This is a genomic window from Methylomonas koyamae (assembly GCF_019669905.1).
Lineage (GTDB): Bacteria > Pseudomonadota > Gammaproteobacteria > Methylococcales > Methylomonadaceae > Methylomonas > Methylomonas koyamae.
In genome coordinates this window covers 2,718,708-2,736,830 of record NZ_AP019777.1, presented here as the reverse complement: position 1 = coordinate 2,736,830, position 18,123 = coordinate 2,718,708, and the positions used below count along the sequence as shown (strand labels likewise).

The 18,123-nt window shown below is 55.2% G+C and carries 16 protein-coding genes and 2 tRNA genes; 11 read left to right on the top strand and 7 right to left on the bottom strand.

What is annotated here, in order from left to right:
- Window positions 1-241: 241 nt before the first annotated feature.
- From MKFW12EY_RS12320 to MKFW12EY_RS12310, 3 genes are read right to left on the bottom strand one after another with little or no spacing between them, the layout of a single operon-like run.
- The gene (locus MKFW12EY_RS12320; protein ID WP_221053089.1) at window positions 242-1,741 is read right to left on the bottom strand and encodes a cbb3-type cytochrome c oxidase subunit I; all 1,500 of its coding nucleotides are present in this window, start codon (window positions 1,739-1,741) and stop codon (window positions 242-244) included.
- Window positions 1,742-1,745: 4 nt separating this feature from the next.
- Complete coding sequence (locus tag MKFW12EY_RS12315; protein ID WP_221053088.1) at window positions 1,746-2,348, bottom strand: c-type cytochrome; 603 nt, start codon at window positions 2,346-2,348, stop codon at window positions 1,746-1,748.
- Window positions 2,341-2,679, bottom strand: a complete 339-nt coding sequence (locus MKFW12EY_RS12310) for a hypothetical protein (RefSeq protein WP_082409740.1) — start codon at window positions 2,677-2,679, stop codon at window positions 2,341-2,343. Before MKFW12EY_RS12310 ends, MKFW12EY_RS12315 begins: the two co-directional genes overlap by 8 nt.
- Before the next feature lie 109 nt (window positions 2,680-2,788).
- On the opposite strand from MKFW12EY_RS12310, the gene MKFW12EY_RS12305 reads away from it, so the two are divergent.
- Window positions 2,789-3,247 carry an Rrf2 family transcriptional regulator gene (locus MKFW12EY_RS12305; RefSeq protein ID WP_054760548.1) on the top strand — a complete coding sequence of 153 codons (459 nt, stop codon included), beginning with the start codon at window positions 2,789-2,791 and terminating at the stop codon, window positions 3,245-3,247.
- A gap of 12 nt (window positions 3,248-3,259) precedes the next feature.
- Here MKFW12EY_RS12305 and dnaQ read toward each other — a convergent pair whose 3' ends face one another.
- Window positions 3,260-3,976: a DNA polymerase III subunit epsilon gene (gene dnaQ, locus MKFW12EY_RS12300; RefSeq protein ID WP_221053087.1), complete on the bottom strand. Its 717-nt coding sequence runs from the start codon at window positions 3,974-3,976 to the stop codon at window positions 3,260-3,262.
- Window positions 3,977-3,985: 9 nt separating this feature from the next.
- The gene (ppk1, locus tag MKFW12EY_RS12295) at window positions 3,986-6,055 is read right to left on the bottom strand and encodes a polyphosphate kinase 1 (RefSeq protein WP_221053086.1); all 2,070 of its coding nucleotides are present in this window, start codon (window positions 6,053-6,055) and stop codon (window positions 3,986-3,988) included.
- Between the two features lie 124 nt (window positions 6,056-6,179).
- On the opposite strand from ppk1, the gene cysM reads away from it, so the two are divergent.
- From cysM to MKFW12EY_RS12270, 5 genes are all read left to right on the top strand, one after another.
- A complete protein-coding gene (gene cysM / locus MKFW12EY_RS12290; RefSeq protein ID WP_054760546.1) occupies window positions 6,180-7,070 on the top strand; it encodes a cysteine synthase CysM in 891 nt (296 codons plus the stop codon).
- Between the two features lie 87 nt (window positions 7,071-7,157).
- Window positions 7,158-8,480: a 23S rRNA (uracil(1939)-C(5))-methyltransferase RlmD gene (gene rlmD / locus MKFW12EY_RS12285; protein ID WP_054760561.1), complete on the top strand. Its 1,323-nt coding sequence runs from the start codon at window positions 7,158-7,160 to the stop codon at window positions 8,478-8,480.
- The gene (locus MKFW12EY_RS12280; RefSeq protein WP_082409739.1) at window positions 8,477-9,031 is read left to right on the top strand and encodes a L,D-transpeptidase; all 555 of its coding nucleotides are present in this window, start codon (window positions 8,477-8,479) and stop codon (window positions 9,029-9,031) included. Before rlmD ends, MKFW12EY_RS12280 begins: the two co-directional genes overlap by 4 nt.
- Before the next feature lie 72 nt (window positions 9,032-9,103).
- On the top strand, window positions 9,104-9,907 hold the full coding sequence (truA, locus tag MKFW12EY_RS12275) for a tRNA pseudouridine(38-40) synthase TruA (RefSeq protein ID WP_054760544.1): 804 nt from the start codon (window positions 9,104-9,106) through the stop codon (window positions 9,905-9,907).
- Between the two features lie 104 nt (window positions 9,908-10,011).
- Window positions 10,012-10,098 (top strand) — tRNA-Leu (locus MKFW12EY_RS12270).
- A 214-nt stretch (window positions 10,099-10,312) separates the two neighbouring features.
- Here MKFW12EY_RS12270 and MKFW12EY_RS12265 read toward each other — a convergent pair.
- Complete coding sequence (locus MKFW12EY_RS12265) at window positions 10,313-11,200, bottom strand: fructosamine kinase family protein (protein WP_221053085.1); 888 nt, start codon at window positions 11,198-11,200, stop codon at window positions 10,313-10,315.
- Window positions 11,201-11,210: 10 nt separating this feature from the next.
- Complete coding sequence (locus MKFW12EY_RS12260; RefSeq protein ID WP_221053084.1) at window positions 11,211-12,875, bottom strand: glutamine--tRNA ligase/YqeY domain fusion protein; 1,665 nt, start codon at window positions 12,873-12,875, stop codon at window positions 11,211-11,213.
- 233 nt (window positions 12,876-13,108) lie between these two features.
- On the opposite strand from MKFW12EY_RS12260, the gene rpoH reads away from it, so the two are divergent.
- From rpoH to MKFW12EY_RS12235, 5 genes are all read left to right on the top strand, one after another.
- Window positions 13,109-13,963, top strand: coding sequence for an RNA polymerase sigma factor RpoH (gene rpoH, locus MKFW12EY_RS12255; protein ID WP_054760542.1), 855 nt, complete (start codon window positions 13,109-13,111; stop codon window positions 13,961-13,963).
- A 51-nt stretch (window positions 13,964-14,014) separates the two neighbouring features.
- Window positions 14,015-14,101, top strand: a tRNA-Leu gene (locus MKFW12EY_RS12250).
- Between the two features lie 192 nt (window positions 14,102-14,293).
- The gene (locus MKFW12EY_RS12245) at window positions 14,294-15,547 is read left to right on the top strand and encodes a tyrosine-type recombinase/integrase (RefSeq protein WP_221053083.1); all 1,254 of its coding nucleotides are present in this window, start codon (window positions 14,294-14,296) and stop codon (window positions 15,545-15,547) included.
- Between the two features lie 120 nt (window positions 15,548-15,667).
- Complete coding sequence (locus tag MKFW12EY_RS12240) at window positions 15,668-15,850, top strand: helix-turn-helix transcriptional regulator (protein ID WP_221053082.1); 183 nt, start codon at window positions 15,668-15,670, stop codon at window positions 15,848-15,850.
- Between the two features lie 37 nt (window positions 15,851-15,887).
- Complete coding sequence (locus MKFW12EY_RS12235; RefSeq protein ID WP_172680257.1) at window positions 15,888-18,116, top strand: phage/plasmid primase, P4 family; 2,229 nt, start codon at window positions 15,888-15,890, stop codon at window positions 18,114-18,116.
- Window positions 18,117-18,123 lie beyond the last annotated feature (7 nt).

Here is an 18,123-nt window from a genome sequence, read left to right as displayed (position 1 = left end):
GCAGAACCGAGGGTTTCCAGCGGGAGAGGCCGCTATCCCCGACAACGGCGCATGGCTTGTGGGATAGAATTTGTCCAGCAGCAGCGGACCAGGAGCGGATGGGTAGAGGATTGCAAGCAAGATATCGGCCAGAGCTGGGGAAATCGAATCGGAGCGGTGGGTTGCCTAACGCCAGCGATGGTGCCGATGGCAGAACACCGGGCAAGCCTGCCTGCGCTTGCCCGGTTGGATCGCTAATCGATTATTCGGTTGCGTTGGCGATCACGGCGGCGGGCCGTTGTTCGCCTTTGCCGATGTCCAGCAAATCCCAGAACAGCAAGCCACCGCCTGCCGCGGTCATCAAGCCGAATACCATGCGCCAGACCATGGCTTGCATAAACCAGGGGTGGTTTTGCGCGGCGAAGTAGCCGGCCCAGGTCGAGCCTTCGACGGCACGCTCGATGAAGGATTGCTCGTAGCCGGCGATCAGCAAGGCTACGGTCATGCCCAAGACGCCGACATTCAATAAAATCGCCGCGGCTTTCCAGCGCCAACCGTTGGCCAGGTCGCCGCCCATCCAGACATTGCCGCGCGCTTGTTGCGCCGCCAAATAAAAGAAGGCGATGTTGATGGTGGCGTAGGCGCCGAAGAAGGCCAGATGGCCGTGCGAGGCCGACCATTGCGTGCCGTGGGTGTACAAATTGATTTGCGGCAGGGTATGCATGAAACCCCAAACGCCCGCGCCGAGAAAGTTGCCGAAGGTATGGGCGATGATCCAGGCCAGGGCAGGGTGGTTGCTATTTTTGAAGCGGTGGACGCCGGAGTCGTAGACCGAATGCACCACCATCGCCACCAGCGGGATCGGTTCCAACGCCGAGAAGAAACCGCCGATGCTGAACCAATATTCCGGCGTGCCGATCCAGAAATAATGGTGGCCCAAGCCCAGGATGCCGGAGCCGAACATCAGCGCCACTTCAATATACAGCCAGGTTTGCACGATCTGGCGGCGCACGCCGAGCAGTTTCATTAAACTCCAGGCCATGATGCAGCCGACCAAGACTTCCCAGGTGGCTTCCACCCACAGATGGATGACCCACCACCACCAGTATTGGTCGACCGAGATATTGGTGACGTAAAACATGCCGGCCAGATACAAACCGGCCAAGGCCACCAAGTCCAGCACCAGTACGCCGGCGATGCCGGACCATTGGCCTTTGGCGAAGGTAGCGGCGACGTTATAAAAGAAGGTCAACACCACAACCACGATGCCGATGTCGGCCCAGCGCGGCGCTTCGATGTATTCGCGGCCTTCGTTGATCAGCCACAGCGAGGTGTCGTTGCCGGCGCCGAACTGGATGAACAGGTAGACCAAAACCACTAACGTGACGGCGCCGGTCAGCACCCAGAATGCCAATTGCCCCCACTTCAGGCCGACGATCTGGACGCCGCTTTCGTCTTCCAGAAACCAGTACACCGAGCCGATGAAGCCGTACAGCATCCACACCACCATGGCGTTGATATGCACCATGCGGTTGACGTTGAAATCCAGGATTTCGTACAAAAAGCTCGGAAATAGAAATTGCAGGCCGGCCAGCAGTCCGAACAGCAATTGCGCCATGAACAACACCAGCGCGACGGTGAAATAGTGTACCGCCAGCTTCTGGCCGCCGGTTAAGTGCGGGTTGGCCTGGAACGCGGCGTAGGATTGTTTGCAGCCGGTCCAGCAGGCGGCGGCTTTATCTTGATAGGTTGTCGCTGACATGGGCTTATTCCTCTGCGCCGAGTGCTCTGAAATTGTGCGGGAAACCGTTGGTATCGATGGATGCCATCCATTTCAGGAAAGCGACGATGCCTTCGGCTTCTTGCGGGGTGATCTCCAGGTTCGGCATCTTGCGGTTGGAACCGAACGTCCGGGCGTTCTTTTCCGGATCGAGCAAGAAATTTAGCATCATCTGTTCGCGCGATTCTTTGGCGATCCAGCCTTGGTCCAGCCAGGCCTTGGTCAGATCCGGCGCATAATAGGCGCCGTTGCCGAGCAGCGTGTGGCAATTCATGCAATTTTTGGCCTGCACGGTTTTCTTACCCAGATCGACCAGTTTTTCCGCTTCCTCTTCGCTTAAGGTCTTGCCGAATAGCGGAGCGTCGTCGCCGATCACCGGCTGGTAGCGTTGTTTGGTTTTATCGAAACGGTAACCGACCTCTTTATTGATCACGCTGAAAGCCGGTACCCGCGGGCCGCCGGCGGAAATTTTCGCCAAAGAGTCGAAGGTTAATATCACTAGCAGTACAAATGAGCCGCCGGTGACCCAGATTGCGGTTTTCTTCCAGAAAGTTTCCGACGCCCAGCGGGCTGGAATTTGTTCACTCATGGTGACCTCCAGGTTGGTGAGGGTGGTGGTGGTCCGGCTGGTGCGTCGCAGCGCACAATCGCCAGATGAAGCGCGGCATCCAGCCGTAACCCAGCGCCATCAGCAGCGAAAGCGCCAGCCAATAGCCGCTGAAATGGTTGACGTAGCTAAATATTGCGACGCAAACCAGTAATGCGAGGTAACAGAGCCAAGCGGCGATCCCGAGTGAGCGGCGGCCGCTGGCCTTGCCCCAAGCGAATAGCGCCGCGTATAGCGTGGCGAGCAAAATGATCGATGCCGCGGTGAAAAAACTCAGAAAAAAATCGGATAAGGCCACGGGTTCGATCAACATCGGTTGCCACCGCTGGGTCAGTTTTTAAGGTGTTTTTTAAATGCAGCTTTACGGCAAGTGTAAGCGCCATTAACATTTATTTCAAATGCAGCTTTAACGAGGACTGAACATGCAACTGACTGCCCATACCGATTACGCGCTGCGCGTACTGATATATCTGAACGTCAATAACGAAAAATTGGTAACGATTACCGAGCTGGCCGATTTCTTCGGTATTTCCCGCAACCATCTGGTCAAAGTCGTGCACAAGCTGGGGGTAAAGGGTTTTATCCAGACCGTACGCGGCAAAGGCGGCGGCATCCGCTTGTCCCGGCCCGGTCGGGAAATCAGTATCGGCAGCGTGGTCCGCGAAGTCGAAGGCCGGTTTCAAATGGCCGAGTGCTTCAACCCGAAGAAACAAGGGCTATGCCCTTTGGAGTATGGCTGCGGCTTGACCGGTTTGCTGGGCAGGGCCATCGAGCAATTTTTGCAAACGCTGGATAAAGCCGCGTTAAGCGACATCAGCGTACCGGCAATGTCGGCCAAATCCGTCGCCGGTCTGGTCGAGCCGGGCCGCGACCCGCGCTAAACGCCGCCGGTTTTATTCTTGCCACAGGCAGAGTCCGCCGCTGGCTTTACCAATTTTAGCTAAACGTTGCCGATGCGCCGCCAATTCGTCGTCGCTACAGGAAATGACCTTCAACCGCGGCCGTTCCGCCGGCAGTCTGACGATGGCGCGTTCTAAGCCGCCGTCCTGCTGGTCGCCCTCGTCCAGCAACGAGGCTTGGCCGCCGGTCATTAGTAAATAGACGTCGGCCAGAATCTCGGCATCGAGCAACGCGCCGTGCAATTCCCGGTGGCTGTTGTCGATGCCGTAACGTTTGCACAACGCGTCCAGACTATTACGGGCGCCAGGGTGTTTTTTGCGGGCGTAAGCCAGCGTGTCGAATACGCTGCTGTTGCTTTCCACAGTGCGGGTTTCTCGCGGCAGCAGCGACAGTTCGTGATTCAAGAAGCCGACGTCGAACGGCGCGTTATGGATGATCAGTTCGGCACCGGCGGTAAATGCCATGAAATCGTCGACCACGTCGGCGAAGCGCGGTTTGTCGCGCAGGAATTCGTTGGTGATGCCGTGCACCTCGATCGCCCCGGCGTCGATCTCCCGGTCCGGATTCAGGTAGACGTGGAAATGGTTGCGGGTCAGCCGGCGGTTGACCAATTCGACGCAGCCGATTTCGATGACTTTATGGCCTTCTTTCGGATTGATACCGGTGGTTTCGGTATCGAGGACGACTTGGCGGGTTACCGGTTTGCTCATGGTGCGGCCTCAGGCACAAAAATGTTTCAGTAGCTCGGCTTGTACTTGGTAGGGCGGATGCTGCTCGTCATGCACCCTTTGGTATTGGCCGTCGGAGCCGAGCCGCCAGGCCTGGGTGTTGTCCTTCAAATAACCGTCCAGGTCGCCGAGTATGCGTTCGGCGATTTTCTTGTCGGCGATGGGGAAGCAGACTTCGACGCGGCGGAACAGGTTGCGGTTCATCAGGTCCGCGCTGGAGGCAAACACGGCCCAGTCACCGCCGTTGTAGAAGGCATAAACCCGAGTATGTTCCAGGAAGCGGCCGACGATGGAGCGGACTTCGATATTCTCGGAAACCCCCGGTACACCCGGCCGCAGGCAGCAAACGCCGCGCACGATTAATTTGATCTCGACGCCGGCCTGGGAGGCGCGGTAGAGGGCCTGGATCGCCTGCTCCTCGACCACTGCATTGACCTTGATGACGATCTTTGCGGCTTTACCCTTCTTGGCTTGCTCGATCTCTCTTTCCACCATTTTCAGCAAGCCGTGATGCAGCGTAAACGGCGATTGCAGCAATTTATTCAGTTTGCTGACCTTACCCAAACTGGTCAATTGCATGAATACCCGCCGCACGTCCTCGGCTAGTTCCTTTTCGCAGGTGAACAAGCCGTAATCGGTATACAGCCTGGCCGTGCGCGGGTGGTAGTTGCCGGTGCCGAGATGGACGTAATTGCGCAAGGTGTTGCCCTCCTTACGCAGCACCATGCACATTTTGGCGTGGGTCTTATAACCGACTACGCCGTACACCACGTGGGCGGCAGCTTCCTGCAATTTGGCGGCCAGGCCGATGTTGTCCTTCTCGTCGAAGCGGGCGCGCAATTCGATTACGACCGTGACTTCCTTACCGGCACGGGCGGCTTTGATCAGCGCGGCAACGATGGGCGAATCTACGCCGGTCCGGTACAGCGTTTGCTTGATCGCCAACACATCGGGATCGGCCGCGGCCTGCTTGATGAAGTCCACCACCGGCGAAAACGATTCGTAGGGGTGGTGTAGCAGGATGTCCTGTTTACGTATGCTGGCGAAGAAGTCTTTGTTGCGGCCGAGAGCCGACGGTACGCTGGGTTTGAACGGCGGGAATTTTAAATCGGCCCGTTCGACCATGCTATAGATGGCTTGCATCCGGCTTAAATTGACCGGGCCGTTGGCTAGAAACAGCCGCTCCTGGGTCAGGTCGAAGCGGGCTAATAGAAAGCTGGTGGTTTCTTCCGGACAGTTGGCGTCGATTTCCAACCTGACCTCGTCGCCGTAGTTGCGCATCGCCAGCTCGCCTTCGACCGCCAACAGCAAATCGTCGATGGCGTCGTCGTCGACGAAAAAATCGCTGTTGCGGGTGACGCGGAATTGGTAGCAGCCTTTGACCGTCATGCCGTTGAACAGGTCGTTGACGAAGGCGTGGATGATAGACGACAGAAACACGAAATCGTGCGGGCCGCTGTCGGTTTCGTTGACCGGCAATTGAATGATGCGCGGCAGCGCCCGCGGCGCCTGCAGCACGGCGCGGCCGCTGTTACGGCCGAACGCGTCCTTTCCGGTCAACGAGATGAGAAAATTCAAACTCTTGTTCAGGATGCGCGGAAACGGGTGGGCCGAATCCAAACCCACCGGCGTCAGAATCGGCAGCAATTCCTCGTTGAAGTATTTTTCCAGCCAGGCTTTTTGCGACGGCGACCAGCGGTCGCGGCGCAGGAAGCGGATGTTTTCGCTCTCCAGCTTGGGGATCAGGATTTCGTTCAGTACCCGGTACTGTTCGGCGACCAGTTCGTGGGCTTTCTGCGAAATTCTCTCGAACTGTTCGTTGATGGTCAGGCCGTCGGCGCTGACCAGATTGGGGTCCATTTCCGCCATTTGCAACAAGCTGGCGACGCGCACTTCGTAGAACTCGTCGAGGTTGGAACAGGATATGCATAAGTAATTCAGGCGCTCCAGCAGCGGCAGCCGTTCGTCCAACGCCTGCGCCAGCACCCGGACGTTGAATTCCAGCAGGCTGTGTTCGCGGTTCAGGTAAAGTTCGGGGCTGGTCAAGTCGATGGATTCCATGTCTGCTGCGGGTTGGATTGGGGTGGCTCGATTATAAAGGAAAACTTTTAGGCTTGGGTTACAGCGGCGCCCCAGGCCTCGAACTTGCTATAATCGCCGCGATTACGCAAATCGGATGCTATTCATGAACTTTCCAACCATTGAATCTTTTGTCGGAAATACGCCATTGGTGCGCCTGCAGCGTTTGCCGGTGGCCGGCGGCAACACCGTTTTATTGAAGTTGGAAGGCAATAATCCGGCCGGTTCGGTCAAGGATAGGCCGGCGGTCAGCATGATCAAGCACGCTGAAGCCCGCGGCGAGATCAAACCCGGCGACCGCCTGATCGAAGCGACCAGCGGCAATACCGGTATCGCCTTGGCGATGGCCGCGGCGATCAAGGGCTATAAAATGATCTTGATCATGCCCGACAACATGAGTGCGGAACGGATCGCGTCGATGAAAGCCTATGGCGCTGAAATCATTTTGACGCCGGCCAAGCAAAGCATGGAAGGTGCGATTGACTTGGCGCGGGCCATGGAGGCGCGCGGCGAAGGCCGAATCTTGGACCAATTTGCCAATCCGGATAACCCGCGCGCGCATTACGAAGGCACCGGCCCGGAAATCTGGCGCGACACCGAAGGCAAAGTGACTCATTTCGTCAGCTCGATGGGGACTACCGGTACGATTATGGGTACCTCGAGGTATTTAAAAGAGCAAAATCCGGCGATTCAAATCGTCGGCGTGCAGCCGGCAGGGGAATCGAAAATACCCGGCATTCGCCGTTGGCCCAAGGAATACCTGCCGAAAATCTACGACGCCGACCGGGTGGACCGGATCATCGAAGTCGAGCAATTGGATGCGGAAAACACCACGCGCAGTCTGGCCGCCGTTGAAGGTATCTTTGCCGGCGTCTCGTCCGGCGGCGCCGTGTTCGCCGCGTTGAAATTGGCCGAGCAAGTCGAAAATGGCGTGATCGTCACCATCGTCTGCGACCGCGGCGACCGCTATTTGTCGACCGGCGTGTTTCCAACCTGAACAACCGCTTGTAACGCATCGGTTGCATTCGAATCCTGTCATGCCGGGTACGCTCTGTCGAGCTAGCCCGCCTACGTTCTATTGATAATGGCCCACAAGAAAAAACTCCCGCTCGAACCCGTTACGGTAACCATCGAATCTTTATCCCACGACGGCCGCGGCGTCAGCCACGTCAACGGCAAAGTGGTGTTCATCGACGAAGCCTTGCCCGGCGAAACGTTGGATTTCGTCTACACCGACAGCCGCCGCGATTACGCCGAGGGCAAGGTCGTCGAATTGCACGATCGAAATCCGCACCGGGTAGAACCGGCTTGCCGGCATTTCGGCAGTTGCGGTGGTTGTAGTTTTCAGCATGTCGACGATGCCGAGCAAATCCATTTCAAAGAAGAACTGTTGCGCGACCAGTTCCGCCGCATCGGTAAAGTGGAAATACCGCAAATCTGGGAGGCGCTGACCGGTCCGCATTGGGGCTATCGGCGCAAAGCCCGGATGGGCGTGAAATGGGTGGCGAAGAAGGGCAGGGTATTGGTCGGCTTTCGCGAGCGGCGTAATCCGTTTTTGGCGGAAATCGATAGCTGCAAGGTCATGCATCCGCTGGTCGGCGAGAATCTGCTGGCCTTGGGCGAAATGATCGCCGGCCTGACGATTAAAGACAAAATTCCGCAAATTGAAGTGGCGATCGGCGATAACGAATGCATATTGGCGGTTCGGGTACTGGAACCGCCGACCGAGGCGGACAAGCAGCGCTTGCGCGAATACGCCGCCAAGTTGGGCGTGACGATTTGCCTGCAACCCAAAGGCCCGGACAGCATCGTGCCGTTGGACGGCGCCGCCGAGGTTATGCCGAGCTATTCGTTGGTCGAGCAGGGCGTCAAATTCAATTTTCGTCCGGCGATGTTTACCCAGGTCAACTACGAAATTAACCAAAAAATGGTGACGCGCGCGCTGGCCGCACTGGAGTTAAACCGCGACGACCGGGTGTTGGATTTATTCTGCGGCTTGGGAAATTTTACCCTGCCGCTGGCGACCCTCGCCGGCCATGTGGTCGGGGTGGAGGGCGATTTGCCGCTGGTTAACCACGCCCGGGAAAACGCCCGACTGAACAATCTGCAAAACGTGGAATTTCACGTCGCCGATTTGAGCAAGGACGTTAAGGATCAGCCTTGGAGCAAGCAGAAGTTCAGCAAGGTTTTGCTCGATCCCTCCCGCGCCGGCGCGGCAGAGGTGTTGCACAATTTCAAGCACTGGCAGCCGGAGCGTATCGTCTACGTGTCCTGCAATCCGTCGACGCTAGCTCGAGATGCCGGTATTTTGGTCAACGAACTTGGCTACAAACTAGTCAAGGCCGGCGTGATGGACATGTTCCCGCAGACCGCTCACGTCGAATCGATTGCGTTGTTCGTGAAATGACGGTTTCGACCGGTGCCACCGGCTTGGGCCGGAACCAGGGTAACGTTCCGGGCGGAGGGCATGCGCCGGAGGCGTGTTTGATCGACGTCTCGATTGCCGAACAGCGCTTGCGCTTGGTGCAAGCCGGCGAGCTGATTGCCGATTACCAGGTATCGACCGCCAAAAACGGTCCCGGCGAAAGAAAGGGCAGTTACTGCACGCCGACCGGTTGGCACCGGATTCGCGCCAAAATCGGTGCCGGTTTGCCGATCAACAGTGTGTTCAAGGCTCGGCGCCCGACCGGCGAGATTTACAGTTCGGATTTGTCTAGACAATATCCGCAGCGCGATTGGATTCTGAGCCGGATTCTGTGGCTGGGTGGTTTGGAGCCGGGCAAGAACCGTTACGGCGAGGTCGATACCACCTGGCGCTATATTTATATCCACGGCACGCCGGACGAATTGATCAACGGACAACCCGAGTCGCATGGTTGCATCCGGATGGCCAACGCCGACGTGATCGCCTTATTCGATGCGGTGCCGGTCGGTTGCCGGGTGTGCATCCATGTCTAATCCTCGTACCCAAGATATGACGGGCAATTTAATACACCAAACCGTGCCTGTCGATCTCAGCTTTCTGTCTGTATGAATCGCATCGTTTTGGGCGTCGAATACGACGGCAGCGCCTACGCCGGTTGGCAATGGCAGCAAGGCAAGCGCACCGTACAAGGCGAATTGGAGCGGGCGTTGAGCAAGATCGCTTGCGCACCGATCAACGTATTGTGCGCCGGCCGCACCGATGCCGGTGTGCACGCACTGGAGCAGGTCGTGCATTTCGACAGTCCGGTACAGCGCGATCTGCGCGGCTGGCTGATGGGGGGCAACAGCCATTTGCCGGACGATATTCGGATTACTTGGGCGCAGCCAGCGGTTGCCGATTTTCACGCCAGATACAGCGCCATTGCGCGCGCTTACCGTTATGTGATTCTAAATCGGCCGACAAAATCGGCCTTGCTGCGCAACCAAGCGACCTGGTGCTATCTGCCGCTGGACGAGCGGAGTATGCACCGGGCTGCGCAGCATTTGCTGGGCGAGCACGACTTTTCCTCGTTTCGCGCCCAAAGTTGCCAGTCGGTCAGTCCGAACCGATTAATGTATTTCATCGACGTTTACCGCGACGGCGAGAAAGTCGTGATCGAGTTATGTGCCAATGCCTTTTTGCATCACATGGTGCGCAATATTGCCGGCGTATTGATCGAAATCGGTAGCGGCAAACAGCCAGAGGAGTGGACGGCGGAATTGTTGGCTGCCAGGGACCGCACTCGGGCGGCAATGACGGCGCCGCCACATGGCCTGCATCTGGCCGCGGTGTATTATCCTGACCGATACGGTATCGCCAAGCATCCGCTGTTCGCCAAGTTGCCGGCGGATGCCAAGCGATTTGATTGAAGCAAACGCTTTGGCGAGCGCTTGCTGGATGAGGCAATTCGTTTTTCACGCAACTGTTGACAGGTATGTCAGTGATCTATACAATGGCGGCTTCACTTGACTCAGCCGAGGTGGTGAAATTGGTAGACGCGCTAGCTTCAGGTGCTAGTGGGGGTAACCCCGTGGAGGTTCAAGTCCTCTCCTCGGCACCATTTATTTTTCACGAGTAAATGGTCTTTTTTCTGCAAAGTTCTTATCTTTTATCTATATGGCTTATCCGCTCAGGGTATTGACCATTCTGAGTTCACCAGCAAGTAAATTTTGGATTTTCGCTTTCGCCATGGCTCATAGCTTTTGCCAGGGTATGCCTGTCAAATTGGCTCGGCCGCTGTTCGGAATCTATTTGGAGCGGATCGGGCGTGCGGATTATTTCAATTCTGCGAGTAGTTGGCCTAGCATCCGGGTAGCTTGGTTTAGGTAGCTGGAGCCGAACAGATTTAGATGATTCAGTATGTGGTAAAGGTTGTATAAGGTCTTACGGACTGGGTAACCCGCATCCAGCCCGTAGTGCGCTTGGTAGGCCGCATAAAATTCCCGGCCGAAACCGCCGAACAATTCGGTCATGGCGATGTCCGCTTCGCGGTCGCCGTAGTAGCAGGCCGGGTCGAACATCACCGGCTTTCCCAGACTATCGGCCGCAGCGTTTCCGCCCCATAAATCGCCATGCAACATGGAAGGGTAGGGCCGATAGTCGCTGAACAGATCGTCCAGGCGATCCAATAATTGTTCGCCCTGGTTTTGCAAAGTGCCGCAATAGCCGTTCTCGGCGGCAAGTTGCAATTGTTTGCCTAGGCGTTGGTCGCGCCAAAACTCCACCCAATCACGATAACGCGGATTGTATTGCGGGGTTGAGCCTATGGTGTTGTCGATTTTCCAACCGAAATAAGCTTGCGGTTGGCGGTGCATGCAGGCAAGTTGTTCGCCGAATAGCGCGGTGGCATCGAAGGACAAGGAGCGCAGTTCGATGTGCTCCAAAACCAAATAAGCGTGATGCTGATGCTGGCCGTGGCAGACCACATTCGGGACGCGAACTGCGCCGATGGCGGCCAATTCGGTTAAGCCGGCGGTTTCGGCGGCAAACATGTCGGCCAATTCCGCTCGGTTAACTTTGATAAACCAGTCGATACCCTGGCTCTGCAGTCGGTAAGCGGAATTGATGTCGCCGCCGCCGAGACTCGTCAGGCGAGATTGTTTCAACGTATGGCCGGTGGTTTGCGCCAAATGTTGAATTAAACCTTGCAACCGGTCCGACATCGGCAATTCCTTATTTTCCCCAGCTATCGCGTAAAGTGACGGTGCGATTGAATACCAGCTTTTCGGGCTGGCTATCGACGTAATCTGGGTAAAAATAGCCGGTACGTTCGAATTGGTAACGCGTGTCCGGTAGCGGATTGGCCAAGCTGGCTTCCAGTCGGCAGTCACTGAGAATTTCCAGCGAGTTGGGATTGATACCGTCCAGGAAATTATCCAACGTGTCCGGATTGGGATGGCTAAACAGGCGGTCGTATAAACGCAGTTCTGCCGGGATGGAATGTGCCTCCGATACCCAATGGATCACGCCTTTGACTTTCCGGCCTTCCGGGTTTTTGCCCAAGGTTGCCGGGTCGTAGCTGCAGACCAGTTCGACAACGTTGCCGGAACTGTCTTTGATTACCTCGTCGCATTTGATCACATAGGAGCCGCGCAAGCGGACTTCGCCGCCCGGTACCAGACGTTTAAAGTCTTTGGGTGGGTTTTCCATGAAGTCGTCTTGTTCAATCAAAATGACTTTGCCGAATGGTACTTCGCGGCTACCCATTTCCGGTTTTTGCGGATGGTTGGCAATCTGATAGGTTTCGGTTTTGCCGTCTTCCCAATTGCTGATGGTGACTTTCAATGGCCGCAACACCGCCATGGCGCGCGGTGCTCGTTCGTTCAAGTCTTCGCGGATACAGTTTTCCAGTACGCCCATTTCGATCCAGGAATCGTTTTTGGTTACGCCGATCCGTTCGCAGAAATCCCGAATCGCTTCCGGAGTGAAGCCGGCGCGGCGCAGGCCGGAAATGGTCGGCATCCGCGGATCGTCCCAGCCGGAAACGTGTTTTTCGGTAACCAATTGCAGCAGTTTACGCTTGCTGACAATGGTGTATTCCAATTGCAGGCGGGCAAATTCGATTTGCTGCGGGTGGCAGGGTGTGTTCAATTTGTCCAATACCCAGTCGTACAGCGGCCGATGGTCCTCGAATTCCAGCGTGCAGATCGAATGGGTGATGCCTTCCAGCATGTCCGACAAGCAATGGGTGTAGTCGTACATCGGATAGATGCACCAAGCGTCGCCAGTGCGGTGGTGGTGAACCCGGCGGATGCGGTAAATCACCGGGTCGCGCATATTAATGTTAGGCGAGGCCATGTCGATTTTGGCGCGCAAGACATATTGGCCGTCGGCGAATTCGCCGGCGCGCATGCGCTGGAACAAATCCAGATTTTCATCGACGCTACGGTTCCGGTCCCGGCTTTCTTTGCCGGGCTGGGTTAGCGTGCCGCGGTCCTGGCGCATTTGTTCCGCGTTGGAGCTGTCTACGTAAGCGTCGCCTTGTTTGATCAGTTGCACCGCATAGTCGTAGAGCTGTTCGAAATAATCCGAGGCATGAAATTTGCCGGCCCATTTGAAGCCCAGCCAAGCGACATCGCGCTCGATCGATTCCATATATTCGATACTTTCCTTTTCCGGATTGGTATCGTCGAAGCGCAGGTTGCAGGTTCCGTTGTTTTCCAAAGCCAGCGTGAAATTCAGACAGATCGATTTGGCATGGCCGATATGCAAATAGCCGTTGGGTTCCGGGGGGAAGCGGGTGGCAACCTTGCCGTTGTTTTTGTTGGATGCCAAATCGGCGGCAATAATATGGCGAATGAAATTAGGCGCGGCGGTGCTGTTATCGTTGGCGGACATGTTCGGTTAGGGGCTGAAGTTTTAGATTTTTTGCGAGAACGCCGGTAAAGCGGGCGGCCTTCCATTTTAACGAGTTTGCTGCGAACCCGTAAAGGCGGATGAAAGCCGGGATAAAAGGCGGAAAAGCAGCTTAATTGTTTGATCTGTAATGAACTTGTTAAATTATTAGCACTCTTAGATAACGAGTGCTAGAATTCAGCCATGTCTAATTTTTCAGAAGAGTCGAGGGTGATATGAGTAACAGCTTGGCTTTACCTATCAATTTATCGGTTGGGACGTTTGATTCATATTTAAGTTTGATTGCGCAGATGCCCAAGCTCAGCGCCGAGCAGGAACAGGATCTCGCGTTGCGTTACCGCGATCGCGGCGATTTGGAAGCCGCCCGCGAGCTGGTGATGTCCAACCTGAGATTTGTCGTGCACGTGGCGCGAGGATATTCGGGATACGGTTTGCCGATGGCGGATATCGTTCAGGAAGGGAATATCGGTTTGATGAAGGCAGTCAAAAGATTCGACCCCGATATGGGCGTGCGCTTGGTGTCGTTCGCGGTGCATTGGATTAAAGCCGAAATCCACGAATTCGTAATCCGTAACTGGCGTATCGTCAAGGTGGCGACAACCAAAGCGCAACGTAAGTTGTTTTTCAATTTACGTAAATTCAAAAAAGAACTGAGCTATCTGACGCGGGAAGACGCTGAAGCGATTGCCCAAAATCTGGATGTAGACGTCAAAACCGTCTATGAGATGGAGCGGCGTTTGGATGGGCGAGACGTGGGATTGGAGCCTACCGGCGACGACGGCGAGGACCAGGTTCAGGCGCCGATTGCATACCTTGAGCAACACGGTGCGGATCCGGCTTTAATGCTCGAAGCTAGCGATTGGGAAGGCCGCAAGGAGGCGTTGTTGATGGATGCAATGGCCGGATTGGACGAAAGGAGCCGGGATATCTTGTCCAGCCGCTGGTTGGTCGAAGAAAAAGCGACTTTGCACGAACTTGCCGACCGTTACCAGGTCTCCGCTGAGCGCATCCGCCAGCTGGAACAAAATGCGATGAAGAAGCTCAGAGCCGCAGTGACGCTTGAGGCATAATAAAAAATCATTTGCTATTGCTGAAAATTTCAGTATAATGACAACTTCTTTGCCGGGGTGGTGAAACTGGTAGACGCGCCGGATTCAAAATCCGGTTCCCGCGAGGGAGTGTCGGTTCGATTCCGACCCTCGGTACCATCTACTCTTTTAGGGTAGTCCAAAGAAATCTAAAAACCTGCAAGCCGTCTGGCTTAGCGGGTTTTTTATTGTCCGACAATGTACAAGGAGTGCTAAGGACATACACGCAAAAGCGTGGCAAATATCGTAGCAATTCGAAGTGTGCCAATAATATTGACACACAAGTTGACACACCCACGGAGGGGTAAAGCAATGGCGATAAATCTTAATAAGGATACTGTCTATCGTTCAGCTAAGGCTGAAAGCAAAAACCGCATGATTAACGACGGCGGTGGGCTATATCTACAAATCACGACTCAAAACCATAAGCGCTGGTATTTCGTCTATACGTTTGAGAGTAAGCGAAAAAAATTGTCTATCAGGGTTTACCCCGCGGTGACGCTTGAAACCGCCAGAGAAAAGGCGCGAGAGGCAAGGGAATCAGTTGCTAAGGGCGTTGACCCTGCCGAAACAAAAGCACAGGTAAAAAAAGCCAAGAAACAGGCATCAACTAACGAAAAGTTGATCGAGGCCGGCTTACCTGTTGTTGATAGTTTTGAGTATGTATGTCGACAATGGTTGGCCGATACAGCACACACTGTGCGCGATATAACCCAGCAAAAGAAATTTCGCCGGTTTGAGCTTTACGTGTTCCCCGTGATCGGCCGAATGCCGATTGTTGCCGTGAAGTCGCCGGACGTTTTCGCGATCGTACGGCCGCTGATCATCAAAAACCAACTGGAAACCGCCCACCGGGTGCGTTCTGACATTAGCGCCGCTTTTGCCTACGCTATCGCGCATGGGTTCACCGATTACGATCCGGCGCAAGCCGTAGGGGCACAGATTCCCGCCCAGAAAGTGACTCACAATGCCGCAATTACTGATCCAAAGGAAGTCGGCCAACTATTACGGGATATTGGCAACTATCAAGGTACATTTGTTGTGCAGACCGCGCTAAGGTTGTCGCCTTACTTGTTCCAGCGGCCTGGCGAAATTCGGCAGATGGAATGGAAAGACGTTGATCTTGCGGCCAGAGAATGGCGTTACTTCGTCACTAAAACCGAGGTGAAACACATCGTTCCACTGTCGCGTCAGGCAGTGGAGATACTGGAATCCATCAAACCATTGACCGGTGCCGGTCAGTACGTTTTTCCGTCCAGCCGAGGCGATGGCCGGCCGATGTCGGACGGCACCGTCCGCACCTCGCTGAAGTCGTTAGGCTACGAAAAGGACGTGATGAGCGCCCACGGTTTCAGAACTACGGCGTCGACCTTGCTCAACGAACAAGGGTGGTCGCCGGACGCGATTGAGCGGCAACTGTGCCACATGCCCAGGGATCAAGTCCGCGCCGCCTATAACAGGGCGCAATATTTGGACGAACGACGGCGGATGATGCAAAGCTGGGCGGACTACCTGGACGGTTTGAAGACAGGGGCAACGATAGTCCCATTTCGGAAAATAGGCTAACTCTAAAGTTGGAGGGTTTCCGCATTACCTAAAAACCCTCCATCCGCACTAGGCCCACCATGAAATTGTCGGCACAATAGACCTGTGGAGGTTCCACAAGTCATTAAGGAGATCATTTTTATGGAAAAAATCAAATTGCTGAGACTGCCAGAAGTTTTGGAAACAACAGCGCTGCCAAAATCCACCCTATACGCCCGAATTAAGGCGGGTACATTTCCCAAGCCGGTCAAACTGTCGGCCCGAAGCGTTGCCTGGAGGGAGGAGGATGTCCAAGCCTGGCTTGCAGCACTCCAGGCAGCGTAAGAGAACCGCCCCAAGGCCGGGGCGACAAACGTATGATTTGAAAGGGAATTTCAATGAAAATTGTAGCAGAAAATATCCCGCAGCAATTGCGGGAGCAACGGCGCTGGGTTTGCTGGAAGGCAAAGGCAAGCCCTGCCGGCGGCAAGCCGCACAAAGTGCCCCCTACGATCCGAGAACGGGCCGGCATGCCGCAATCAACGACCCCGAGACATTTGTAACCTTCGGCGAAGCTTTGGCTGGCGTCAATTCGGGCCAGTTCGAGGGCCTAAACTATGCGTTCGGCTACGATGAATTCTTAGGTATCGACCTGGACCGGTGTATCAACCCAGATACCGGCGATATTCCAGGCAAAGCCGGTGAAATTGTTCGACGCTTCCAAGACGCTGGAGCTTATTTAGAGCGCTCCCCAAGCGGCTTGGGGCTTCGGATAATTTGCAAGGGAACCATGCCCCATTTCGGGAAAGGCCACGGCGAATTCCACACATTTGAGGCCTATGGGAGAGGTAGCAAAGGTCTGCATTTCTTAAGTATCACGGGAAACGCCATTCAAGTCGTGGACACAGTCCCGGATTGTACGGAGGCTTTAAGTTGGTTCTTTGCCGAATTTCTGCAGAGGCCGGAAGTTGCAAGGCGCTCGGCGGAGGTTGTGCAGAGTTCGCCGGAGTTGTCCGACGAAGAGGTGATTCAGCTTGCGAGAAATTCTCGGAAGGGTGGGGAGTTTTTGCAATTGTTTGACAACGGCACCACGGGTGACCACAGCTCGGACGATTTGCGCTTATGCTCCATGTTAGGATTCTATACCCAGGATGAAGAGCAAATCGACCGGATTTTCAGGGAATCAGCGTTGTTCCGGCTCAAATGGGCCGAGAGGGCGGACTACCGAGATTCGACCATACATAAAGCACTGGAAAGCCTGACGGCGACTTATCAGCGACGGGAGGCCGAAACTCGCCACGGGACCAGCGAAGCCGAAGCGGCTCGGCGATTTGTCGAAGGAGTCGGCGGAGACAATTTCCGAGTGCAGCGCCAGGCGCGGCGGCCAATTGTATGGGCCTACGATGCCGGGGCAGGCATTTGGAAAATCGACCACCACAAGGCGGCTTTACTCAATGCGGTTCGGGAGGTTGGGAGGCAGATATTATCGGAAATAACAGATGAACGAGATGCCCAGCGCCGCGACAAGCTTTACAAACTCGCCAAAAAACTTGAAACCCGGAGAGCTCTGGACGACATTACCACACTTGCCATATACCAGTTAAGGGAGTTCGACCCGAACGCCACCGACAGCGACGATGAACTTTTGTGTGTGGCAAATGGCCAGCTCAACTTAAGAACTGGACGACTGATGACACATGACAGGAACAGCTTTTGGACGAGAAAAAGTTCAGTAGCTTTTGACCCCGAAGCCGAATGCCCAACATTTCAGAAATTTTTGACAGAGTTTTGCTGCGGGGATAAGGAATTGGAGCGCTTTGTCCAGCAATGGTTGGGGTATTGTTGCTCGGGCCGGACGACGGAGCAACGGATGGCGGTGTTTTTTGGTCACGGTCAAAACGGCAAATCAATTTTGATCGAAATCACCAAGTTCGCGCTAGGCGACTTCGCCACAACCACACCTGCGGATACTTTGCTGCAGCGCCGCTCTGACCAAACCAATGATGTGGCCATGCTACAAGGGGGCCGTTTCGTCTCTGCGATTGAGTCAGACGAGGGTCAAGCGCTAGCCGAGGGGCGTGTAAAATCGCTTACCGGGGGTGACGAGGTTGTTTGCCGTAAATTGTTTGAGGAATTTGTGACATATCGTCCGAAGTTCAAGCTGAACTTGGCAACCAACAGTAAACCAAGGGTCTCGGGAACGGATAATGGAATATGGAGGCGATTGTTGCTGATACCTTGCCGGGCCGAAGTCGCCAACCCTGATCGAAGGTTGTTCGAAAAATTGAAAGCTGAGGCGCCGGGAATTCTGAACTGGATGGTTGCGGGGTATCAGGATTGGCGAACTAACGGCTTGGTGATACCGGAATGCGTGGCCCAAGCAACGGCGGAATACCGCCAGGAGTCGGACACGATTGGCCGATTTCTAAATGACTATCCGCCGCCATTCGATCCCGTCAAATCTTCGGTTATGTACAAGCAATACAGCCTATGGGCGGCGGACCAGGGGCACAAGGCTTTCTCCCAGATACGTTTTACGCAAAAACTCAGTGAGAAAGGTTTTGAGGTTCTTAGACGATCTGACGGAAATTACCTCCGAAGGCCTAGGTAAGCGGTGG